Annotated in this window: 13 protein-coding genes; 6 read left to right on the plus strand and 7 right to left on the minus strand. The window is 72.2% G+C overall.

All coding sequences use genetic code 11. The features are described 5' to 3' along the window. Positions 1 to 212 precede the first annotated feature (212 nt). Positions 213 to 500 (minus strand): hypothetical protein, encoded by a 288-nt coding sequence (locus BG482_RS09385; protein ID WP_069768436.1) that lies wholly within the window; start codon positions 498 to 500, stop codon positions 213 to 215. Positions 501 to 684: 184 nt separating this feature from the next. Beyond that, positions 685 to 1,644 (minus strand): D-2-hydroxyacid dehydrogenase family protein, encoded by a 960-nt coding sequence (locus tag BG482_RS09390; protein WP_069768437.1) that lies wholly within the window; start codon positions 1,642 to 1,644, stop codon positions 685 to 687. 259 nt (positions 1,645 to 1,903) lie between these two features. On the opposite strand from BG482_RS09390, the gene BG482_RS09395 reads away from it, so the two are divergent. After that, positions 1,904 to 2,821, plus strand: a complete 918-nt coding sequence (locus BG482_RS09395) for a glycosyltransferase family 2 protein (RefSeq protein ID WP_069768438.1) — start codon at positions 1,904 to 1,906, stop codon at positions 2,819 to 2,821. A 600-nt stretch (positions 2,822 to 3,421) separates the two neighbouring features. Beyond that, positions 3,422 to 6,967 carry a BTAD domain-containing putative transcriptional regulator gene (locus tag BG482_RS09400; protein ID WP_256096316.1) on the plus strand — a complete coding sequence of 1,182 codons (3,546 nt, stop codon included), beginning with the start codon at positions 3,422 to 3,424 and terminating at the stop codon, positions 6,965 to 6,967. On the opposite strand, the gene BG482_RS09405 is transcribed toward BG482_RS09400, so the two are convergent. Together BG482_RS09405 and BG482_RS09410 are read right to left on the minus strand one after the other, a co-directional pair. Then, a complete protein-coding gene (locus BG482_RS09405) occupies positions 6,968 to 8,716 on the minus strand; it encodes a bifunctional 3'-5' exonuclease/DNA polymerase (protein WP_069768439.1) in 1,749 nt (582 codons plus the stop codon). A gap of 39 nt (positions 8,717 to 8,755) precedes the next feature. Beyond that, positions 8,756 to 9,505 carry a Clp protease N-terminal domain-containing protein gene (locus tag BG482_RS09410; RefSeq protein WP_069768440.1) on the minus strand — a complete coding sequence of 250 codons (750 nt, stop codon included), beginning with the start codon at positions 9,503 to 9,505 and terminating at the stop codon, positions 8,756 to 8,758. Positions 9,506 to 9,720: 215 nt separating this feature from the next. Here BG482_RS09410 and BG482_RS09415 point away from each other — a divergent pair, with 215 nt between their 5' ends. After that, positions 9,721 to 10,857, plus strand: coding sequence for a DUF2786 domain-containing protein (locus BG482_RS09415; RefSeq protein WP_069768441.1), 1,137 nt, complete (start codon positions 9,721 to 9,723; stop codon positions 10,855 to 10,857). A gap of 72 nt (positions 10,858 to 10,929) precedes the next feature. On the opposite strand, the gene BG482_RS09420 is transcribed toward BG482_RS09415, so the two are convergent. Both BG482_RS09420 and BG482_RS09425 read right to left on the minus strand, forming a co-directional pair. Continuing rightward, positions 10,930 to 11,475, minus strand: coding sequence for a DUF4232 domain-containing protein (locus tag BG482_RS09420; protein ID WP_069768442.1), 546 nt, complete (start codon positions 11,473 to 11,475; stop codon positions 10,930 to 10,932). 94 nt (positions 11,476 to 11,569) lie between these two features. Next, positions 11,570 to 12,097, minus strand: a complete 528-nt coding sequence (locus BG482_RS09425; RefSeq protein WP_069768443.1) for a hypothetical protein — start codon at positions 12,095 to 12,097, stop codon at positions 11,570 to 11,572. Between the two features lie 1,072 nt (positions 12,098 to 13,169). Here BG482_RS09425 and BG482_RS09430 point away from each other — a divergent pair. Next, entirely contained in the window at positions 13,170 to 13,388 is a 219-nt protein-coding gene (locus tag BG482_RS09430) for a DUF397 domain-containing protein (protein WP_052183895.1), read from the plus strand. A gap of 110 nt (positions 13,389 to 13,498) precedes the next feature. Here the strand turns inward: BG482_RS09430 and BG482_RS09435 are convergent, their stop codons facing one another. Continuing rightward, the gene (locus BG482_RS09435) at positions 13,499 to 13,984 is read right to left on the minus strand and encodes an ATP-binding protein (protein ID WP_069768444.1); all 486 of its coding nucleotides are present in this window, start codon (positions 13,982 to 13,984) and stop codon (positions 13,499 to 13,501) included. Between the two features lie 374 nt (positions 13,985 to 14,358). On the opposite strand from BG482_RS09435, the gene BG482_RS09440 reads away from it, so the two are divergent. Both BG482_RS09440 and BG482_RS09445 read left to right on the plus strand, forming a co-directional pair. Then, positions 14,359 to 15,183 carry a helix-turn-helix transcriptional regulator gene (locus BG482_RS09440; protein WP_069768445.1) on the plus strand — a complete coding sequence of 275 codons (825 nt, stop codon included), beginning with the start codon at positions 14,359 to 14,361 and terminating at the stop codon, positions 15,181 to 15,183. A 132-nt stretch (positions 15,184 to 15,315) separates the two neighbouring features. Beyond that, positions 15,316 to 16,776, plus strand: a complete 1,461-nt coding sequence (locus BG482_RS09445) for an aldehyde dehydrogenase family protein (RefSeq protein WP_069768446.1) — start codon at positions 15,316 to 15,318, stop codon at positions 16,774 to 16,776. Positions 16,777 to 16,813 lie beyond the last annotated feature (37 nt).

Here is a 16,813-nt window from a genome sequence, read left to right on the forward strand (position 1 = left end):
CTTCGTCGTTTTCGAGCTGAGGTCAGGGTGATCCCGCGCCGGCCCTGCGTGCGGGCTTCCGGCGGCCGGCCGGTCGGGGCTGCTTCGTCCTCGAAGCAGAAGGTGCGCCGGCCACTGCCCGCGTTATCTACACGGCCGGGACTGTGCACAGCGCTGCAACGGCGCCGCCGGCGAGAGCCGGGCCCCCGGTCCCCGGCTCGGGCCGGTACGGATCACGACCGTGGAGCAGACTCTGTCTCTGCGTCGGGGCGTTGTGACGAGCCGCGTCGGCGCGCCACCAGGGTGGTACCGGCGACCACCAGGCCGATCGCCACGACCTTCGCGGCCTGGTAGATCAGTGAAGGGCTGGAGCTTGTCCGGCCCAGGAACCCCCACAGGAGAAGACCGATTCCGGAGAGCGCCATGACGATCCCGCCGACCGGGCCCAGATCCCCCCAGCTCCAAGGAGCCGTCCCTAACTCCTGCCCGCTGTCCGGGCTTTCACGTTCGTCTGCGCTCATGCCTCGCACATTAGCTCCTCTCCGGTCTGCGGTCGTGCGGGGCCCGGCCCAGCGCGAGCAAGCGCTGTAGCCAGACCGCACAGGCTGTGCACGGGGGGCCTCGGTGTTCCGCCGTGCCCGCCACTCCGTGGATGGACACGGGGCCGCCGACCCGCGCCGGGCGGGCGGCCGTCAGCCCGGGAGATCAGCCCAGGAGCCGCACCGGTGTTCCCGCCAGATACGCCCGGATCCCCTCCACCGCCTGCCCGTAGTACCGCTCGTAGTTGGCTCGGGAGACGTAGCCGAGGTGCGGGGTCGCCAGCAGGCGGGGAGCGGTTCGCATCGGGTGGTCGGCGGGGAGGGGCTCCACGTCGAAGACGTCCACGCCCGCGCCGGCGATGCGGCCGTCCCGCAGAGCCGCCAGCAACGCCTCCTGGTCGACGATCGCTGCTCGCGAGGTGTTGATCAGGTATGCCGTCGGCTTCAGGAGCGCCAGTTCGGAGGGGCCTATCAGAGCGCGGGTGCGGTCGCTCAGCGCAAGATGGATCGACACGAAGTCGCTCTCGGAGAGCAGCGACTCCTTCGACGGGGCTCGCTGCACGCCGACCTCTGCCGCCCTCTCCTCCGTCAGGTTGCGGCTCCACGCGCTCACCTCCATGCCGAAGGCGAGTCCGACCCGGGCCACCGCGCTCCCGATCTTCCCCAGGCCCAGCAGACCGAGATGGCGGCCGTGCAGGTCCGCGCCGACCGTCGACTGCCAGGGCCCGCCGTCCCGCAAAGCCGTGCTCTCCTGGACCAGGCCCCGGGCCAGGCCCAGCAGGAGGGCCCAGGTCAGCTCGACCGGCGGAGTCGACGAGCTCTGCGTGCCGCAGACCGTCACGCCGTTCGCCTTCGCCGCCGCGTAGTCGATCACCGAGTTGCGCATGCCGGAGGCGATCAGCAGGCGCAGCCGGGGGAGACGGTCCAGCAGCGACGCGGGGAAGGGGACCCGTTCCCGCAACGTGACCACGCAGTCGAAGTCGGCCAGTGCCGTGGCGAGTTCGCCCTCGCCGCCGAAGTGCTCGGTGAAGGGGACCACCTCCAGTTCCTGCCCGGGGGCCGACCAGTCGGCGACGGTCGTCGCGACGTTCTGGAAGTCGTCGAGTACGGCACAACGGAATGGCACGGCGTTTCCTCCAGGCGGCTTTCTACCGGGTGGTCCTTCGTCCAACTGGGAAGGTCCCGTCCGAGATTACGGCCGAGGTGTGGGCGTATCTGTCACCCCCTGGCCGAGAGAGGACACGGCCCGGCAGGAGAACATGTGGAGAAGGCAGGGGAAACAGAGGGCTGTCGGAGCAACGGCCGCCTCTGAGGCAACATCTAGGTGAACGACGCCGCCGCGACGACACGGGACGCGGCCGCCGTCGAGGGCCGGACGGAGTGAGATGGACGTGGTGGACGTGGGGGATGCGGTGGAGCCGAGGATCGCCGTCGCGGTGGTGACGATGGGAGACCGGCCGGCGCAGGTCGACGCACTGCTGGAGTCGGTGGCCAAGCAGGACCTCGCCCCGGCCCGCATCGTGATCATCGGCAACGGCTGCGTGCTCCCCGAGTTCGCCGAGCGACTCTCCCTCCCGGGCGAGGTCACCACGATCGACGTCGACGAGAACCTCGGCTGCCCCGGCGGCCGCAACGTCGGCCTCGCCCACCTCCGTGAGTTCGGGGACGTCGACGTCGTCGTCGAACTGGACGACGACGGACTGCTCGTCGACGCCGACGTCCTGCGCCGCGTCCGTGACCTCTACGCGGCCGACGCCCGCCTCGGCATCGTCGGCTTCCGCATCGCGGACGAACACGGAGAGACCCAGCGCCGGCACGTACCGCGCGTCGGCGCGTCCGACCCGATGCAGGGCGGGTACGTCACCGGCTTCCTCGGCGGCGGCCACGCCCTGAGCATGGCCATGCTCGAAGAGACGGGCGACTGGCCCGCCGAGTTCTTCTTCGCGCACGAGGAGACCGACCTGGCCTGGCGTGCCACCGACGCCGGCTGGAAGATCCTCTACGCGCCCGAACTGCTGCTGCAGCACCCCAAGACCTCGCCCGCCCGGCACGCCATCTACCACCACGTCACCGCCCGCAACCGGGTCTGGCTGGTCCGGCGCAACCTGCCGCTGCCGCTCATCCCGGTTCACCTGGGCGTCTGGCTCGCCGTCACGCTGCTGCGGACGCGCTCGTTCGCCGGACTGAGGGCCTGGTTCGGCGGGTTCGCGGAGGGCGCGCGGAAGCCGGCGGGTGCTCGTCGGCCCATGAAGTGGCGGACGGTATGGCGGCTCACCCGACTGGGCAGGCCGCCGGTCATCTGAGGCCGTCGGCCGTCCGAGTTCGCCGGTCGTTCGAGACCGTCGGCCCCTTCGAGACCGTCGGCCCCTTCGAGACCGTCGGCCCCTTCGAGACCGTCGGCCTCTTCGGGACTGCCGGGGCCGCTGGTCAGAAGGGGCCGCTCGTCCCAGGAGGCGGGTCGTCCGGGGAAGCCGCTTTTCGAGGGGCCGGACCGTCCGGGAAACGGGGCGGGCCCCGGTCGTTCACCTCCGACGACCGAGGCCCTTCACGCCCCCGGACCCGGCCGCGGCGGCGACACTCCCCCGAGTTGCGCGTCGATACGCGCGCACCGTCGGGCCAGATCCGAGGCTCTGATCACACCAGGTCGCGCCAACGAATCGCTAACATGTGGCCAACGGTTCTCCGCGTCGTCGCTGGTCATCTGGCCTGAAGTCGTCGGACGACCCAGGGGACCGGCCGGATCGACGGCCGATTTCCTGCGGAGACCGCCCCGGGATCTTCCAGGTCCCGGGTGGCGGAAAACCGGCGGCCGGGGGCGGAATTCCGCCAGACGGGCGGGGTACCCGCCCGGAGCGCGGGCGACTCGACAGGGCGACCCGGCACGGGCCGGGCGCGGAAGGGTGATGGGCGGCGTGATGCGGCGGTACGGGCTGCGGTTCGGACTGCTGGGCCCGCCGGTCCTGTACACGGCCGACATGACCGAAGCCGCCGCCGAACCCGGACCCCAAGCCGGGCCCCGATCCGAGCCCCGACCCGGGCCCGAGTTCGTGGCTCACGCCGAACCCGTGTCCCACGACCGGCCCGAGGCCGCCGCTCCGTGCGAGACCCTCCGTCGCGCCCGCGCTCCGTACGAGACCGTCCGCAGCCCCAAGGCGCGTGCCCTGCTGGCCGCCCTGCTCCTCGAAGCGGGCCGTACGGTCCCCGTCGACTCGCTGAAGGAGGCTCTGTGGGGCGGCGCTCCGCCGGCGTCCGCTCAGGCCTCGCTGCACAACCATGTGACCCGGCTGCGCCGGCTGCTCGACGACCCGCGACGGCTGCGGGCGGTGGCGTCCGGCTATCAGCTCCGGGTCGAGCAGGGCGAACTCGACGTCCATGTCTTCGAGCGGCATGTCGCCGCGGCGCGCGGTGCGCATGCCGCCCGGAACTGGGAACGCGTCCTGCGCGAGTGCGCGGCGGCGCTCGCGCTGTGGCGGGGCGATCCGCTCAGCGGGCTCCCCGCCGAGCTGGGCGGATACGCCTTCGTGCGACGTCTGCGGGAGGCCAGGCTGCTCCTTCTGGAATGGCGGCACGACGCCGAACTCGCCCTCGGAGAGGGGAGGTTCGAGCAACGGATCCCGGAGCTGACGGCCCTTGCCGCCGAGCATCCGTTGCGCGAGTCGTTCCACCGCCAGCTGATGCTCGCCCTGCACCGCACCGGCCGCCAGGCCGAGGCCCTGGCCGTTCACCGCGATCTGCGTACGCGTCTCGTCGAGGACCTCGGCGTCGAGCCGGGCCCGGCGGTCCGCGAGGCCCATGCGGAGGTGCTGGGCCCCACGACCGACGCCCTCACCGTCACATCCTCCGCCGTCACACCCTCCGCCCTCCCGCCCTCTGCCGTGCCGCCCTCCGCCACCGCGGCCTCCGCCACCGTGCCCCTGCACACCGCCACCCCGGCCCCGGCATCCGCACCTCCGTGCAGCCCCGAGCGTGACTCCGCATCCCGATGGGCGCGACGCCCGTGCCCCGCACAACTGCCGGCGCCCGCGGCCCACTTCACCGGCCGCCTCGAAATCCTGCGCCGACTCCGTCACACGCTCGCCTCCGACCGGGCCGACCCGTCCGACCCTTCCGGCCTGTTCGACCCGTCCGTTCTCGGTGAGGGTCGCGGCGAGGGCGGCGGTGGCGGGCCCGGTGAGGGCATCGGTCCGGCTGTCGTCGTGCTCAGCGGCACCGCCGGCGTAGGCAAGAGCGCGCTCGCCCTGCAGGCCGCCCACGCTCTGAGGGAACGTTTCCCCGATGGTCAGCTCTACCTCCACCTGCACGGCGCGACCCCTGGCATGACCCCTCTCACCGCAGGCCAGGCGCTCACCGCGCTCCTGCGCGACCTCGGCGTGGAACCTCGGCACATCCCCGAACACCCCGACGCCGGGGCCGCGTTGCTGCGCACCCTGCTCGCCCCGACCCGCACCCTCCTCCTCCTGGACGACGCGGCGAACGCAGCCCAGGTCCGCCCGCTGCTGCCGGCCGGCGTCGGGTGTGCGGTGATCGTCACCAGTCGCTCGCCGCTCACCGTCCTGGACGGCGCTCACCGCTTCCCGCTCCCGCCGCTTTCCGGTGAGGACAGCGCCGCGCTGCTGCGCGCGGCCTCCGGCACCGGCGAGGGCCGCACGGAGCTGAACGCGGGCCACCCACTCGTCGGTCTCACCGGCCGTCTCCCGCTCGCCCTGCGCGTCGTCGCCGCTCGCCTCGCCGCACGCAGCGCGCTCACGCCGGACGTGCTGGCCCGCCAACTGGCCGAGGCGGAAAGCAGGTTGACGCATCTGGAGTACGACGACCTCAGCGTCCGCCGTTCCCTGGCCGTGGCACACGACGCGCTCGCCGTCTCCCGCCGCGAGGTCGACCAGGACGCGGCCCTGGTGCTCCGTCGCATCGGCGCGCTCGACCTGCCGGCGTACGGCGTCCCGCTGCTGGCCCGGCTCATCGGCGTCGACGAGCCTCGTGCCGAGGCCGCCCTGAACCGTCTCGTCGACGTGGCCCTCCTGGAGGAGCGTGCCTACGGCCGATACACCCCTCACGACCTGGTGCGTGACTTCGCCCGCGAACTCGCGGAGGCCGACATCGCGTCGCACTCCGTGGCCGACGCCACCTCGACCTCGACCTCGACCTTGACCTCGACGCCGACGCCGCAGTCGATCCAGTCCCAGTCCCAGTCCCAGTCCCAGTCCCAGTCCCAGGCCCGGGCCCGGGCGGTCGCACTCCACTGGTACGCCGCCGTCGCCGAGCGTGTCCTGGTCGCGGTCGTCGAGGCGGGTCTCGACCTGGACGACCGGCGTCGGCCGACCGCGGCGCAGCCGCCCGCCCACGCGGCGTACCTCGCGGACGCGCCCCCCTTCGCCGGCCCCGAAGAAGCCTTCGCGTGGGCGGATGCGGAGCTGGCGAACGTCGTCGCCCTGGTGGAGAGCAGTGCAGCCGCAGGAGCCGCAGGAGCCGCAGGAGTCGCCGGAGCCGCAGGAGCCGCAGGAGCCGAGGCGACGGCCGACGCAGCCTCCCACGGCTCGCCCGCCCCAGCCGCCGAAGCGGGCGAGGCGGCCCTTGTCTCGACGCTCCTGCGCCTGATCTTCCCCTGTCTCCAGCGGCGGGGCCGTGTGGCCGAGATGGAGGTGCTCGGGCGGACCGCGCTGAGGGTGGCGCGTCGACTCGGGGACCCGGCCGCCGAGGCGTACGCGCTGGGCGACCTCGCCGGCCTGCACTTCCTGACCGGCCGCCAGAGCGACGCCCTCGACCTCAACGGCCGGGCCCTGGCCATCTGGCGGCGGCTCGGCCGGCTCTCGTGGATCCGGCGCTGCCTCAACAACCGGGGTCTGCTGCTGGAGGCGCTCGGGCGGTACGAGGAGTCGGGGGCTGCGCTGCGCCAGAGCCTGGAGTTCTCACGGCAGTTGGGCGACCCGCACGGCGAGGCCGTCACCCACAGCCATCTCGGCAACCTGTACGAGCACACCGATCCGCGCGCCGCCATCGAGCAGCACCGGCGTTCCCTGGCCATCGGGGTCGGTATCGGGGCCGTCATCGTGCAGCACTCGGCGCACTGCAACATCGGCTACGCGCATCTCACGCTGGGGGAGCCGGCCGCCGCGCTGCCGCACTTCGAGGAGAGCCTGCGCATTCTCGGCGGGCACGGCGACTGGCACGGCGAGTCGCAGACGCGGCTGGGGCTGGTGCGCGCCCTGCGTCCGCTGGGCCGTGCCGAACGGGCGCTGGGGGAGTGCGCCGAGCTGCTGCGCCGCGCCGAGGCCCGTGCCGACCGTTACACGGCCGGTCTGGCCCGGCACCAGCACGGTCTGCTGCTGCGGGAGCAGGGACATGCGGAGCAGGCGCACGAGGAGTGGCGGTCGGCGCTCGACGCGCTGGGCGGGACGGACGAGAAGGCGGTCACGGGGGAGCTGAGGAAGCTGCTCGCCGGCCAGGTCTGACTACTTCGCGTCGGCATAGCACTCCACCACCGCGGTGGTGAACGGGAACCGCACCGGCGTCTCCCCGAACGTCAGCCGTCCGGCCAGGTCGGACGCCTCGCGGATCGCGGCGGCCACTGTCTCGGCCTCCTCCGCGGGACAGTGCACGATCACCTCGTCGTGCTGGAAGAAGACCAGCTCGGCCGCCATCCCGGCACAGGCCTGCCGCAACGCGGCGAGCAGCAGCAGCGTCCAGTCGGCGGCGCTGCCCTGGACGACGAAGTTGCGGGCGAAGCGCCCACGCGCGCGGGCGTTGGTCGAGGCGTATCCCGGCACCCACTCCTGTCCGTCGCCCTCGGCGTCACCGTCGCCTCGCAGCCGCCTCTCCGGGTGCCCCGCCCCGGGGCCGTCGGAGTCGTCCTCGGGCAGCGGGATGCCGGCCTCCTCCGATGCTCCGTCGCCGTTGCGGACGGCCGGTGGGCAGGTCCGCCCCAGCCAGGTCCGTACGAGGCGGCCCTCCTCGCCGGCCTTGGCCGCCTCGTCGACATAGGCCACCGCGCGGGGGAAGCGGCGGCGCAGTGCCGCGAGGTTCTTCAGACCGTCCCCCGAGGTCTGTCCGTAGACCGCGCCGAGGACGGCGAGCTTGGCCTGGTCGCGGTCGCCGGAGAAGGCGCGGTCGGAGACGGACTGGTAGAGGTCGCTCTCCCTGCCCGCGACCTCCATCAGCCCCGGGTCGCGGGAGATCGCCGCCAGCACGCGGGGCTCCATCTGGTCGGCGTCGGCGACGACGAGCCGCCAGCCGGGGTCGGCGACCACGGCGCGCCGGATGACCTTGGGGATCTGCAGAGCGCCTCCGCCGTTGGTGACCCAGCGCCCGGTGACCGTGCCGTGCGCGAGGAACTCCGGCCGGAACCGCCCGTCGCGCACCCAGTCCTGCAGCCAGGACCAGCCGTGGGCCACCCAGATGCGGTACAGCTTCTTGTACTCGATCAACGGCTTCACGGCCGGATGGTCGAGGGACTGGATCTCCCAGCGGCGGGTCGAGCGGACCCTGATCCCGGCCTGGGTGAAGGCCTTGACGACGTCGGCGGGCAGGTCGGGGCGGACCCGGCGGCCGAAGGCGGCCGACACCTCGTCGGCCAGCTCGGCCAGCCGGCGGGGCTCGCCGCCGCCCGTGTAGCGGTCGCCGAGCAGGTCGTGCAGGACCGCACGGTGCACCTGCGCGCTCCAGGGCAGCCCGGCCCGGTTCATCTCGGCGGCCACCAGCATCCCGGCCGACTCGGCCGCCGTCAGCAGTCGCATGCGCGCCGGGTGTTCCGCGCGTTCGTGCCGTCGCTGCTGCTCGGCGTAGACGGCGAGGAGGTCTTCGAGAGGGAGCCGGGCGGCGGCCTGCGGCTCGAACAGCGGGGACTGCGCGCCGGGTGCGGCAGCGCGCGGCGGCGGATCCGGCGGTACGGGGCCGCCGCGCAGCCGGGCCAGGGCGGCGGCCGCCGAGCGGGGCTCGCCCGACCGGCCCTCGTGGCCCAGCAGGAGGGTTTCGGCGTCCTCGACGTCGTAGCACCGCTGCACCCGCACCCCATCGGCGAGCAGCGGTGGATACACCTCGGCCGTGGAGCGCCAGACCCAGCGGGTGACGTCCGGCCGCTCGCGCACGGCACGGGCGAGGTCGGGTTCCCGCAGCACCGGACCGGCGGGCAGCCCGCCGGGGCCGAGGGGGGCGACCTCCACGCCACCGTCCTCGGCCGGAGCGAGCGCCCACCGGTCGGCCATGCTGCGAGTGTGGCAGGGGGGTCTGACAACGGCCCTTCCTCAGCCCTCGTGCCGTTCCTCCTCCTCGTGCGCCTTCACCAGTTCGGCGAGGGACTTCGCCACGAACCGCTCGGTCTCCGCCTTGTCGACGCCGAGGCCGCTGAGCACGCCTTCGCCGTTCTCGTGCTCCAGCAGGGCGAGCAGGAGGTGCTCGGTTCCCACATAGTTGTGGCCGAGGCGGAGCGCCTCACGGAAGGTGAGTTCGAGGACCTTCTTGGCGTCCGCGCCGTAGGGGACCAGCTCCGGCGGGTCCTCGACGGGCGACGGGAGCACGGCGGTGGCCGCCTCGCGGACGGCCTCCGGGGAGACGCCCTGCTCGGCGATCGCCTTCGCGGCGAGGCCCGACGGTTCGGCCAGCAGACCGAGCACCAGGTGCGCGGGCAGGCCTTCGGCGTTGCCGGCCGCCCTGGACTCGTTGTGGGCCGCCATGACCACGTTGCGTGCGCGAGGGGTGTAGCGGCTGAAGTTCTGGTTGGCGTCGAGGTCGGCCGACTCCTTGGGCACGAACCTCTTCTGGGCGGCCTGCCGGGTGACGCCCATGCTGCGGCCGATGTCGGTCCAGGAGGCGCCCGAGCGGCGGGCCTGGTCGACGAAGTGACCGATGAGGTGGTCCGCCACGTCGCCGAGGTGGTCGGCGGCGATGACGGCGTCCTGGAGCTGATCGAGCGGCTCGTTGTGGACCTTCTTGATGGCGTCGATCAGGTCGTCGAGACGGATGGACGAAGTGGTGCCGGGGCGTTGATTCGTCATGTGTCAACCTTAGGTTGACAGTAGAAGGGCGTCAACCCAAGGTTGTCATTCGCGACTGACCGCGCGGGAGCCGCGGAGCCACCCTGTGCGGCGCAGCAGCCGTGCCGCACCCCACAGGAGCCGTGCCGACGCCGTCCCGACGGAGTCCCCGCTCCGTGTCGCTCCCGCCCGTCCCGCGCGTGGGCGCCGTTTCGTCCCCATGGCACGATCGACCGGTGAGCAGCACCAGCAGCAACCCGGCCGACACCGTCGAACGCGCCTTCCGGGCAGCCCTCCACGACAGCGCCGACGCCGCCCTCGACACGGGCGCGTCGCTCCTCGCCGCCGACCCCGCGACCGACACGGAACTCACGCGCCGGGGCGTGGAGTTCGTCGCGGCGCTCTGGCGACGGGGCTGGCAGCCCGCGGACGCGGTGCGGATCGTGCGCCGCGAGCTGGACGCCGTCCACGTGGGCCTGGCGACGGCGTTGATCCGCGCGCAGGCGCGTGACGACCGGGCGCGCGGCCGGCGCTGGGCGGACCAGCTGGCGGACCTGCCGGCCGACCCGCCGGCCCCCACCGACCGTTTCTCGTACGCGACCGCGGTCCTGGAGCTCTACCGCCTGCTGCTGCGCCTGCCCGCCCTCGAACCCCTCCAGGAGCGCGAGCCGCACCGGCAGTCCCGGCCGGGCTCGCACTCGCGCATGCTCACCCGCATCCGCGCACTCCTCGCCAAGGCCGAGGCGACCGGGTTCCCGCAGGAGGCCGAGGCGCTCACCGCGAAGGCGCAGGAGCTGATGGCCCGGCACAGCGTCGACGAGGCGCTGCTCGACGCCCAGGCGCCGGACCCGGACGCGCCCGGCGCCTGCCGGATCGGCGTCGAACCGCCCTATGAGCAGGCGAAGGCGGTGCTGCTGGACGCGGTGGCCGGGGCCAACCACTGCCGGGCGGTGTGGAACGAGTCCTTCGCCTTCTCCACGGTCGTCGGATTCGAGGCCGACCTGGAGACGGTCGAGCTGCTGTACACCTCGTTGCTGGTGCAGGCGCAGTCCGCGATGGCGAAGGCGGAGGAGGCCCAGCGGGCCGGGGGACGCAGGCGGACCAAGACCTTCCGGCAGTCTTTCCTCGCCGCCTACGCCCACCGCATAGGCGCCCGCCTCGGCGAGATCGCCGCGGCCGCCGAGACCACGGTGAACGACGATCTGCTGCCGGTCCTCGCCACGCGCGCGGTCGCGGTCACCGCGGCGACGGACCGGATGTTCCCGCAGACGGTGTCCACACGTCTGCGCGGTGTCACCGACGAGGCGGGCTGGACCGAGGGCGCCGAAGCGGCCGACCGGGCCCGCATGCGGTCCCGGCCCCGGCTGCCCTGACGCCGCCCGGCGGCCGCCCTGACGCCCCGGCTGCCCTGACGCCCCGGGTTGCCACGGCGCTCCCGGCGCAGGTCAGTCGCCCGCCTGCGTGAAGGCGCTCACCGTGGCGTCCGGCTTGCCCTTGCTCTTCAGCGCGACGTCGCCGTACGACCAGTCGAAGCTCACGGTGGACGAGGCGTCCGGCAGGCCGTACTTCACCGTCTTGACGGCGAGGCTCTTGTCGCCGCCCTTCTCGCCGCGCACATAGGTGATCGTGAAGGAGGCGGTCCCCTGTGCCGGGAGGGTCAGCGCCTGCGCCTCGGCGGCGCCGTCCTCGGCCACGGTCGCGGAGGCGCCGTCGGCCTGCAGAGCCACCTTGGGGAAGCCCTTGAGGGTGCACTTCGCACCCTTGTTGGTGAGCGTGACGGTGACGTTGCCGGTGTCCCCGGCGGCGGGGGCGGCGTCGACGGGACCGACCTCCTGGCCGAGGCCGTCGGCGGTGCAGGCGCCGCCGGTCGGGGCGGTCGAGCCGGCGGCCTTGCTCTCGTCGCCGCCGGAGTCGCTGTCGTCCCCGCCTCCGCAGGCGGTGAGGAGCAGGGCCGCGGCGAGGGCGGTGACGGTGATGGGAACGGCGCGCATGAGTGATTCCTAGGGTTTCGTGACGGTGCTCGATGGATCATCACGCACGCGTGCGGCGGTACTTCGCGCGCCCCCCGTTTCTGTGACGGCTCGGCTACCCGAGCCCCGGCGTGGGCAGTCCTGAGGGCCACTGGCCGCCCTGCGCCTTGGCGAACGTCTCCTTGCCGGCCGTGCCCGACCAGGTGACCTTGAGGGACTTCGCGTCGACGGAGTCGACCATCCCGGTCGACCGGTCGTCCTTGCCGGCGCTGCACTTGAGGTGGATCATCCGCATGCCCGCCTCCTTGCCCGCCGTGCCGCTGCACACCGCCCCGCCGGTCACGAAAAGGGCGGCCTGCTTCCCGGTGACGATCAGGGCGACGGCCTTGCCGTCCGTCGTGGCGAGCCAGCTCCCCTCCAGTTCGTCGGAGGGGGAGACGGACGCCGATGCCGACGCGCCGCCCGTGGCGTTCGTGCCGCCGGCGTCCGCGGTCGCCGTCGTGGACGGCGTGGCCGGGGAGCCGTCGGACCCGCCGTCGTCGCTGCACGCGGTCAGGGCGAGCGCGCCCGCCAACGCGGCGGCCGCGGCCGCGGCCCGCACCGGCCGACGGGACGTGCCCCGCGAGAAGATCGCCGAAGTCACTGCTAGCTCCCAAGCTGTGCTGTAGCCGGCCGGCCCGGTCGTCGGCCGCGAGGACCGCAGGGGCCGGGGGCCTGGAGGGTCCGAGGGTCCGGGGGTTCGCAGCAAGCTACCAGCGACCTGCTGCGGAGTTGGGAGAGGGCGCTCCTCCCGTCCGCGACCGCCCCCTGACCCGTCCCGAGATCCGGCCCGGGCCCTCTCCCTCCCGCGACGCCCTCTGAACCGTCCCGAGATCCGGCCCGGGGCGTCCCCCTCCCGGGCCCGGATCGGCCGATCCTCCGGTCAGGGGGCGGGAGGAACGGCCCGCCTCCGCCAAGATGTGTCCTGTACGCGCCCCTCCCGTCCACTCCGCCCCGTCGGGGGGCCGCCGTGCTGCGCAGACCCGCCTCCGCCGTTCCTGTGGACGGGCTCCTCCGTTCGTACGAGCGAATTCACTCCGCCCGTCCATCCCTTCGAGTCGCACATGCCCGGCGCCTCACCGACGACCGGCCGACCCGTCGCTCATACGCCCGGCCGCCCGCGCCTCGCGCCCGCGCCCGATTCCGCGCCCGATTCCGCTCCTCGTGGGCGGGGTCGCGGTCGTCGTCGGTGGACGCCATGGGCAGGGGACGCCCGAGCGGGCGCGGACTTCCCGGACCCGCGGGCGACGCCGAATCCGGTCCGCGGGAGTCGCGCCGGGTCCCGAGCGGATGCCGGGAGTCCGCCGGAACGGCGTCCTACGGACCGGCGCCGGCCGCGCCCTCCGTGCGACCGCGGCCGATCCGTTCCCCCGTCGAAGGAACAGGACGGGCGTGCTGAGCGTCTGTTCCTCATATACGGATGGTTCGATCCGGACGACTTTCGCGGAGAGCCCATGACAGGCCCGCGAAGCGGAACGGGCCGGGTAAAGCAGGCGTCAAAGCTGTAACCACTCAAGCACCGCGCGTGCACGTGCATCTGCTCATGCGACTGCATGTGAACAGAGCTATGATCCGGGACAGTTGACAACGGCACCAATGGCCGCACGAGCCAGTGCACCACCAGGGAGCGACCTGTGGACCACCACGTTGACGGGGGGCACGACGTGTACAACGGCATGACGGCCACACAGCTGTACGGGGTTGCCTGGCAGAAGAGCCGGCACAGCAACTCGCAGGGTTCGTGCGTGGAGTTCGCCCGACTGCCGGGCGGTGACGTGGCCGTGCGCAACTCGCGTTTCCCCGACGGTCCCGCGCTCGTCTACACGCGCGCCGAGATCGAGGCCATGCTGCTGGGCATCAAGGACGGCGAGTTCGACCATCTGATCGCGAGCTGACACGCTCGACGTCGTCGCGGCCGTCCCACCCCGTCGTCTCTTCAACGGGCCAGCTCTCCGCTCCGGCACAACGCGCGTAGAACCGCGGCGTCAGAACGCGCCGCGGTTCCTCACTCGGCTGCGGTGCGCAGTCGGAACAGCGCCCAGACGACCTTGCCGCCCAGGGTGCCGGAGAGGGGGTGCCAGCCCCAGCTCTCGGCGAAGGAGTCGACGAGGAAGAGGCCCCGGCCCGACTCGGCCGAGAAGTCCTCGCCCTCCCGTGGCAGCGGGCTGTCGGGGCTGGGGTCGCGCACCGCACAGACGAGCCGTTCGGTCCACCGCATCAGATGCAGACGCACGGGCGGATGCCGGTGATCCTGCACGAGCGGGGCGACGTCGGAGGCCAGTCCGTGTCTCAGTGCGTTGGTGACCAGCTCCGAGACGACCAGGCAGACGTCGTCCAGACAGTCGCCCACGTCCCACTGGCCGAGGGTCCTCTTGGTGAACTGCCGTGCCTCACGCACCGCTTCGAAGCGGGTCGGCAGTGCGCAGGAGGCGGCGTTGGACACGGCCGCGGGATCAAGCGGCGGAAGGCCCTGCCGTAACGGCTCGAGCATGGTCGATCCATTCGTCCCCATGCGAGGCACTCCCGGGATTCGCGGTCGTTGCGATGCAGCGGTGGCGCGAGACCATGGTTTCCGATGCGCACTGTGGATGCAAGGGCAGATGCACGTGCACGTGACCGAAATGGACCCGCCCGTACCGCTTCTTGGCCATTTTTTCCGCCAACTTCTCGCTCAACAAGGGCACTTCTTCTCCTTACTCCTCACTCTTCCCACCCATCGCTCTGCGCGTATCCTTTGGCTTCTTTCCATCTCTGTAATCGGACGAGTACTGCTCGGAGTGTTTTAGTGGCAGACTGCGGCCCTTAAGACGGTTGGGGAGGCTGGCGAACGTGAGCGCGGGAGAGCCCGGATCGGTGGTGCGGCGGATGCTGCTCGGCTCGCAACTACGGAGGCTGCGCGAGACACGCGGCATCACGCGCGAGGCGGCCGGATACTCGATCAGGGCGTCGGAGTCGAAGATCAGCCGGATGGAACTGGGCCGGGTGAGCTTCAAGACCCGGGACGTGGAGGACCTGCTCACGCTGTACGGCATCACGGACGACGCGGAGCGCCAGGCGCTCGTAGGACTCGCCCGCGAGGCCAACGTGGCCGGCTGGTGGCACAGTTACTCGGACGTCCTGCCCAACTGGTTCCCCACCTACGTCGGCCTGGAGGGCGCGGCCGCGCTGATCCGGGCGTACGAGGTCCAGTTCGTGCACGGTCTGCTGCAGACCGAGGCGTACGCCCACGCGGTGGTCAGCCGCGGCATGAAGGGCGCGACCGCGGCCGACGTCGACCGTCGTGTGGCGCTGCGGCTGGAGCGGCAGAAGTACCTCGTCGCCGAGAACGCCCCCGACGTCCACATCGTGCTGGACGAGGCGGCGCTGCGCCGGCCGTACGGCGACCGCGAGGTGATGCGCGGACAGCTCCAGCATCTGATCGAGATCTCCGAACGCCCCAACGTGCGCCTGCAGGTGATGCCGTTCGGCCTCGGTGGGCACTCCGGCGAGTCGGGGGCGTTCACGATCCTGAGCTTCCCGGAGTCCGACCTGCAGGACGTCGTCTATCTGGAACAGCTCACCAGCGCGCTCTACCTGGACAAACGCGAGGACGTCGCCCAGTACGAGCACGCCCTCGAAGAGCTCCAGCAGGACAGCCCCGGACCGGACGCGAGCCGGGACCTGCTGCGCGGTCTGATCCAGCTGTCGTAGGGATTCCCCGGCGGGGGCCGTCGAGCCGCTGAAGTCCCCGCCAACTCCCCTGTATCAGCCGTACGATGACGTGCGATCAGATCGTGATGGCGATCGATCGCAGCCGATCGCAGCAGGGGATTGAGGGATCACATGTCGCCTTACTTCACCGACCTGGCCCAGCAGTACATCGACGGCACATGGCGTCCGGGCACCGGGTCCTGGGACATCATCACCATCAATCCCTATGACGGCGAGAAGCTGGCCTCGATCACGATAGCCACGGTCGAGGAGGTCGACGAGGCGTACCGGGCCGCCGCCCGGGCGCAGAAGCAGTGGGCCGCGACCAACGCCTACGCGCGCCGCGCGGTCTTCGAGAAGGTGCTGCGCCTGGTCGAGGAGCGCGAGGCGGAGATCAGCGCCCTTCTCGTCGACGAGGCCGGCGGCACCTTCGGCAAGGCCGCCTTCGAACTCCATCTGGCCAAGGAGTTCCTGCGCGAGTCGATCCATCTGTCGCTGCGCCCCGAGGGCCGCATCCTGCCCTCGCCGATCGACGGCAAGGAGAACCGCGTCTACCGCGAGCCGGTCGGTGTGGTCGGCGTGATCAGCCCATTCAACGTGCCCTTCCTGCTGTCGCTGAAGTCCGTCGCCCCCGCGCTCGCCCTCGGCAACGGCGTGGTGCTGAAGCCGCACCAGAACACCCCGGTCTCCGGCGGCACCGTGATCGCCAAGCTCTTCGAGGACGCCGGTCTTCCGCCGGGTCTGCTGAACGTCGTCGTGACCGACATCGCCGAGATCGGCGACGCGTTCCTCGAGCACCCGGTCCCGCGGGTCATCTCCTTCACCGGCTCCGACAAGGTCGGCCGCCATGTCGCGACGGTCGCCGCCTCGCACTTCAAGCGGACCGTCATCGAGCTCGGCGGCAACAGCGCGTTCGTGGTCCTGGACGACGCCGACGTCGACTACGCGGTCGACGCGGCCGTGTTCAGCCGCTTCGTCCACCAGGGCCAGGTATGCATGGCCGCCAACCGGATCCTGGTCGACCGGGCGATCGCCGACGAGTTCACCGAGAAGTTCGTCGCCAAGGTGCGCACCCTCAAGGCCGGCGACCCGCGCGACCCGCAGACCGCCATCGGCCCGGTGATCAACTCCTCGCAGGCGGAGGCCCTGTCCGGTGTCGTCGAGCAGGCGATCGGTGAGGGCGCGCACGCGCTGGTGCACGGTACGACGGTCGGCAACCTGGTGGAGCCGTCCGTCCTGGCCGACCTCCCCACCGACTCCGCGCTCCTTCAGCAGGAGATCTTCGGGCCCGTGGTGTTCGTGAACACCTTCGACGGTGAGGAGGAGGCCGTGCGCCTGGTCAACGAGACGCCGTACGGGCTGAGCGGCGCCGTTCACACCGCCGACGTCGAGCGCGGGGTGGCCTTCGCCAAGCAGATCGTCACCGGCATGTTCCACGTCAACGACGCGACCGTGCACGACGAGCCGATCGTGCCCTTCGGCGGCGAGAAGAACTCCGGCGTCGGCCGCCTCAACGGCGAGACGACCCTGGAGGCCTTCACCACCACCAAGTGGATCTCGGTCCAGCACGGCCGCAGCGCGTTCCCGTTCTGAGCGCCGGCCGGGCCGGGCGGGCGGGAAGCCATCCGGC

The organism is Streptomyces sp. LUP30 (assembly GCF_001746365.1).
In the GTDB taxonomy this organism is placed as follows: Bacteria; Actinomycetota; Actinomycetes; order Streptomycetales; family Streptomycetaceae; genus Streptomyces.

What these genes read in the sequence shown, in the direction of transcription:
- BG482_RS09385 (WP_069768436.1), bottom strand. Translation starts at nt 500, where the DNA reads ATGAGCGCAGACGAACGTGAAAGCCCGGACAGCGGGCAGGAGTTAGGG.
- BG482_RS09400 (WP_256096316.1), top strand. Translation starts at nt 3,422, where the DNA reads ATGGGCGGCGTGATGCGGCGGTACGGGCTGCGGTTCGGACTGCTGGGC.
- BG482_RS09420 (WP_069768442.1), bottom strand. Translation starts at nt 11,475, where the DNA reads ATGCGCGCCGTTCCCATCACCGTCACCGCCCTCGCCGCGGCCCTGCTC.
- BG482_RS09395 (WP_069768438.1), top strand. Translation starts at nt 1,904, where the DNA reads ATGGACGTGGTGGACGTGGGGGATGCGGTGGAGCCGAGGATCGCCGTC.
- BG482_RS09440 (WP_069768445.1), top strand. Translation starts at nt 14,359, where the DNA reads ATGCTGCTCGGCTCGCAACTACGGAGGCTGCGCGAGACACGCGGCATC.
- BG482_RS09445 (WP_069768446.1), top strand. Translation starts at nt 15,316, where the DNA reads ATGTCGCCTTACTTCACCGACCTGGCCCAGCAGTACATCGACGGCACA.
- BG482_RS09435 (WP_069768444.1), bottom strand. Translation starts at nt 13,984, where the DNA reads ATGCTCGAGCCGTTACGGCAGGGCCTTCCGCCGCTTGATCCCGCGGCC.
- BG482_RS09410 (WP_069768440.1), bottom strand. Translation starts at nt 9,505, where the DNA reads ATGACGAATCAACGCCCCGGCACCACTTCGTCCATCCGTCTCGACGAC.
- BG482_RS09405 (WP_069768439.1), bottom strand. Translation starts at nt 8,716, where the DNA reads ATGGCCGACCGGTGGGCGCTCGCTCCGGCCGAGGACGGTGGCGTGGAG.
- BG482_RS09430 (WP_052183895.1), top strand. Translation starts at nt 13,170, where the DNA reads ATGACGGCCACACAGCTGTACGGGGTTGCCTGGCAGAAGAGCCGGCAC.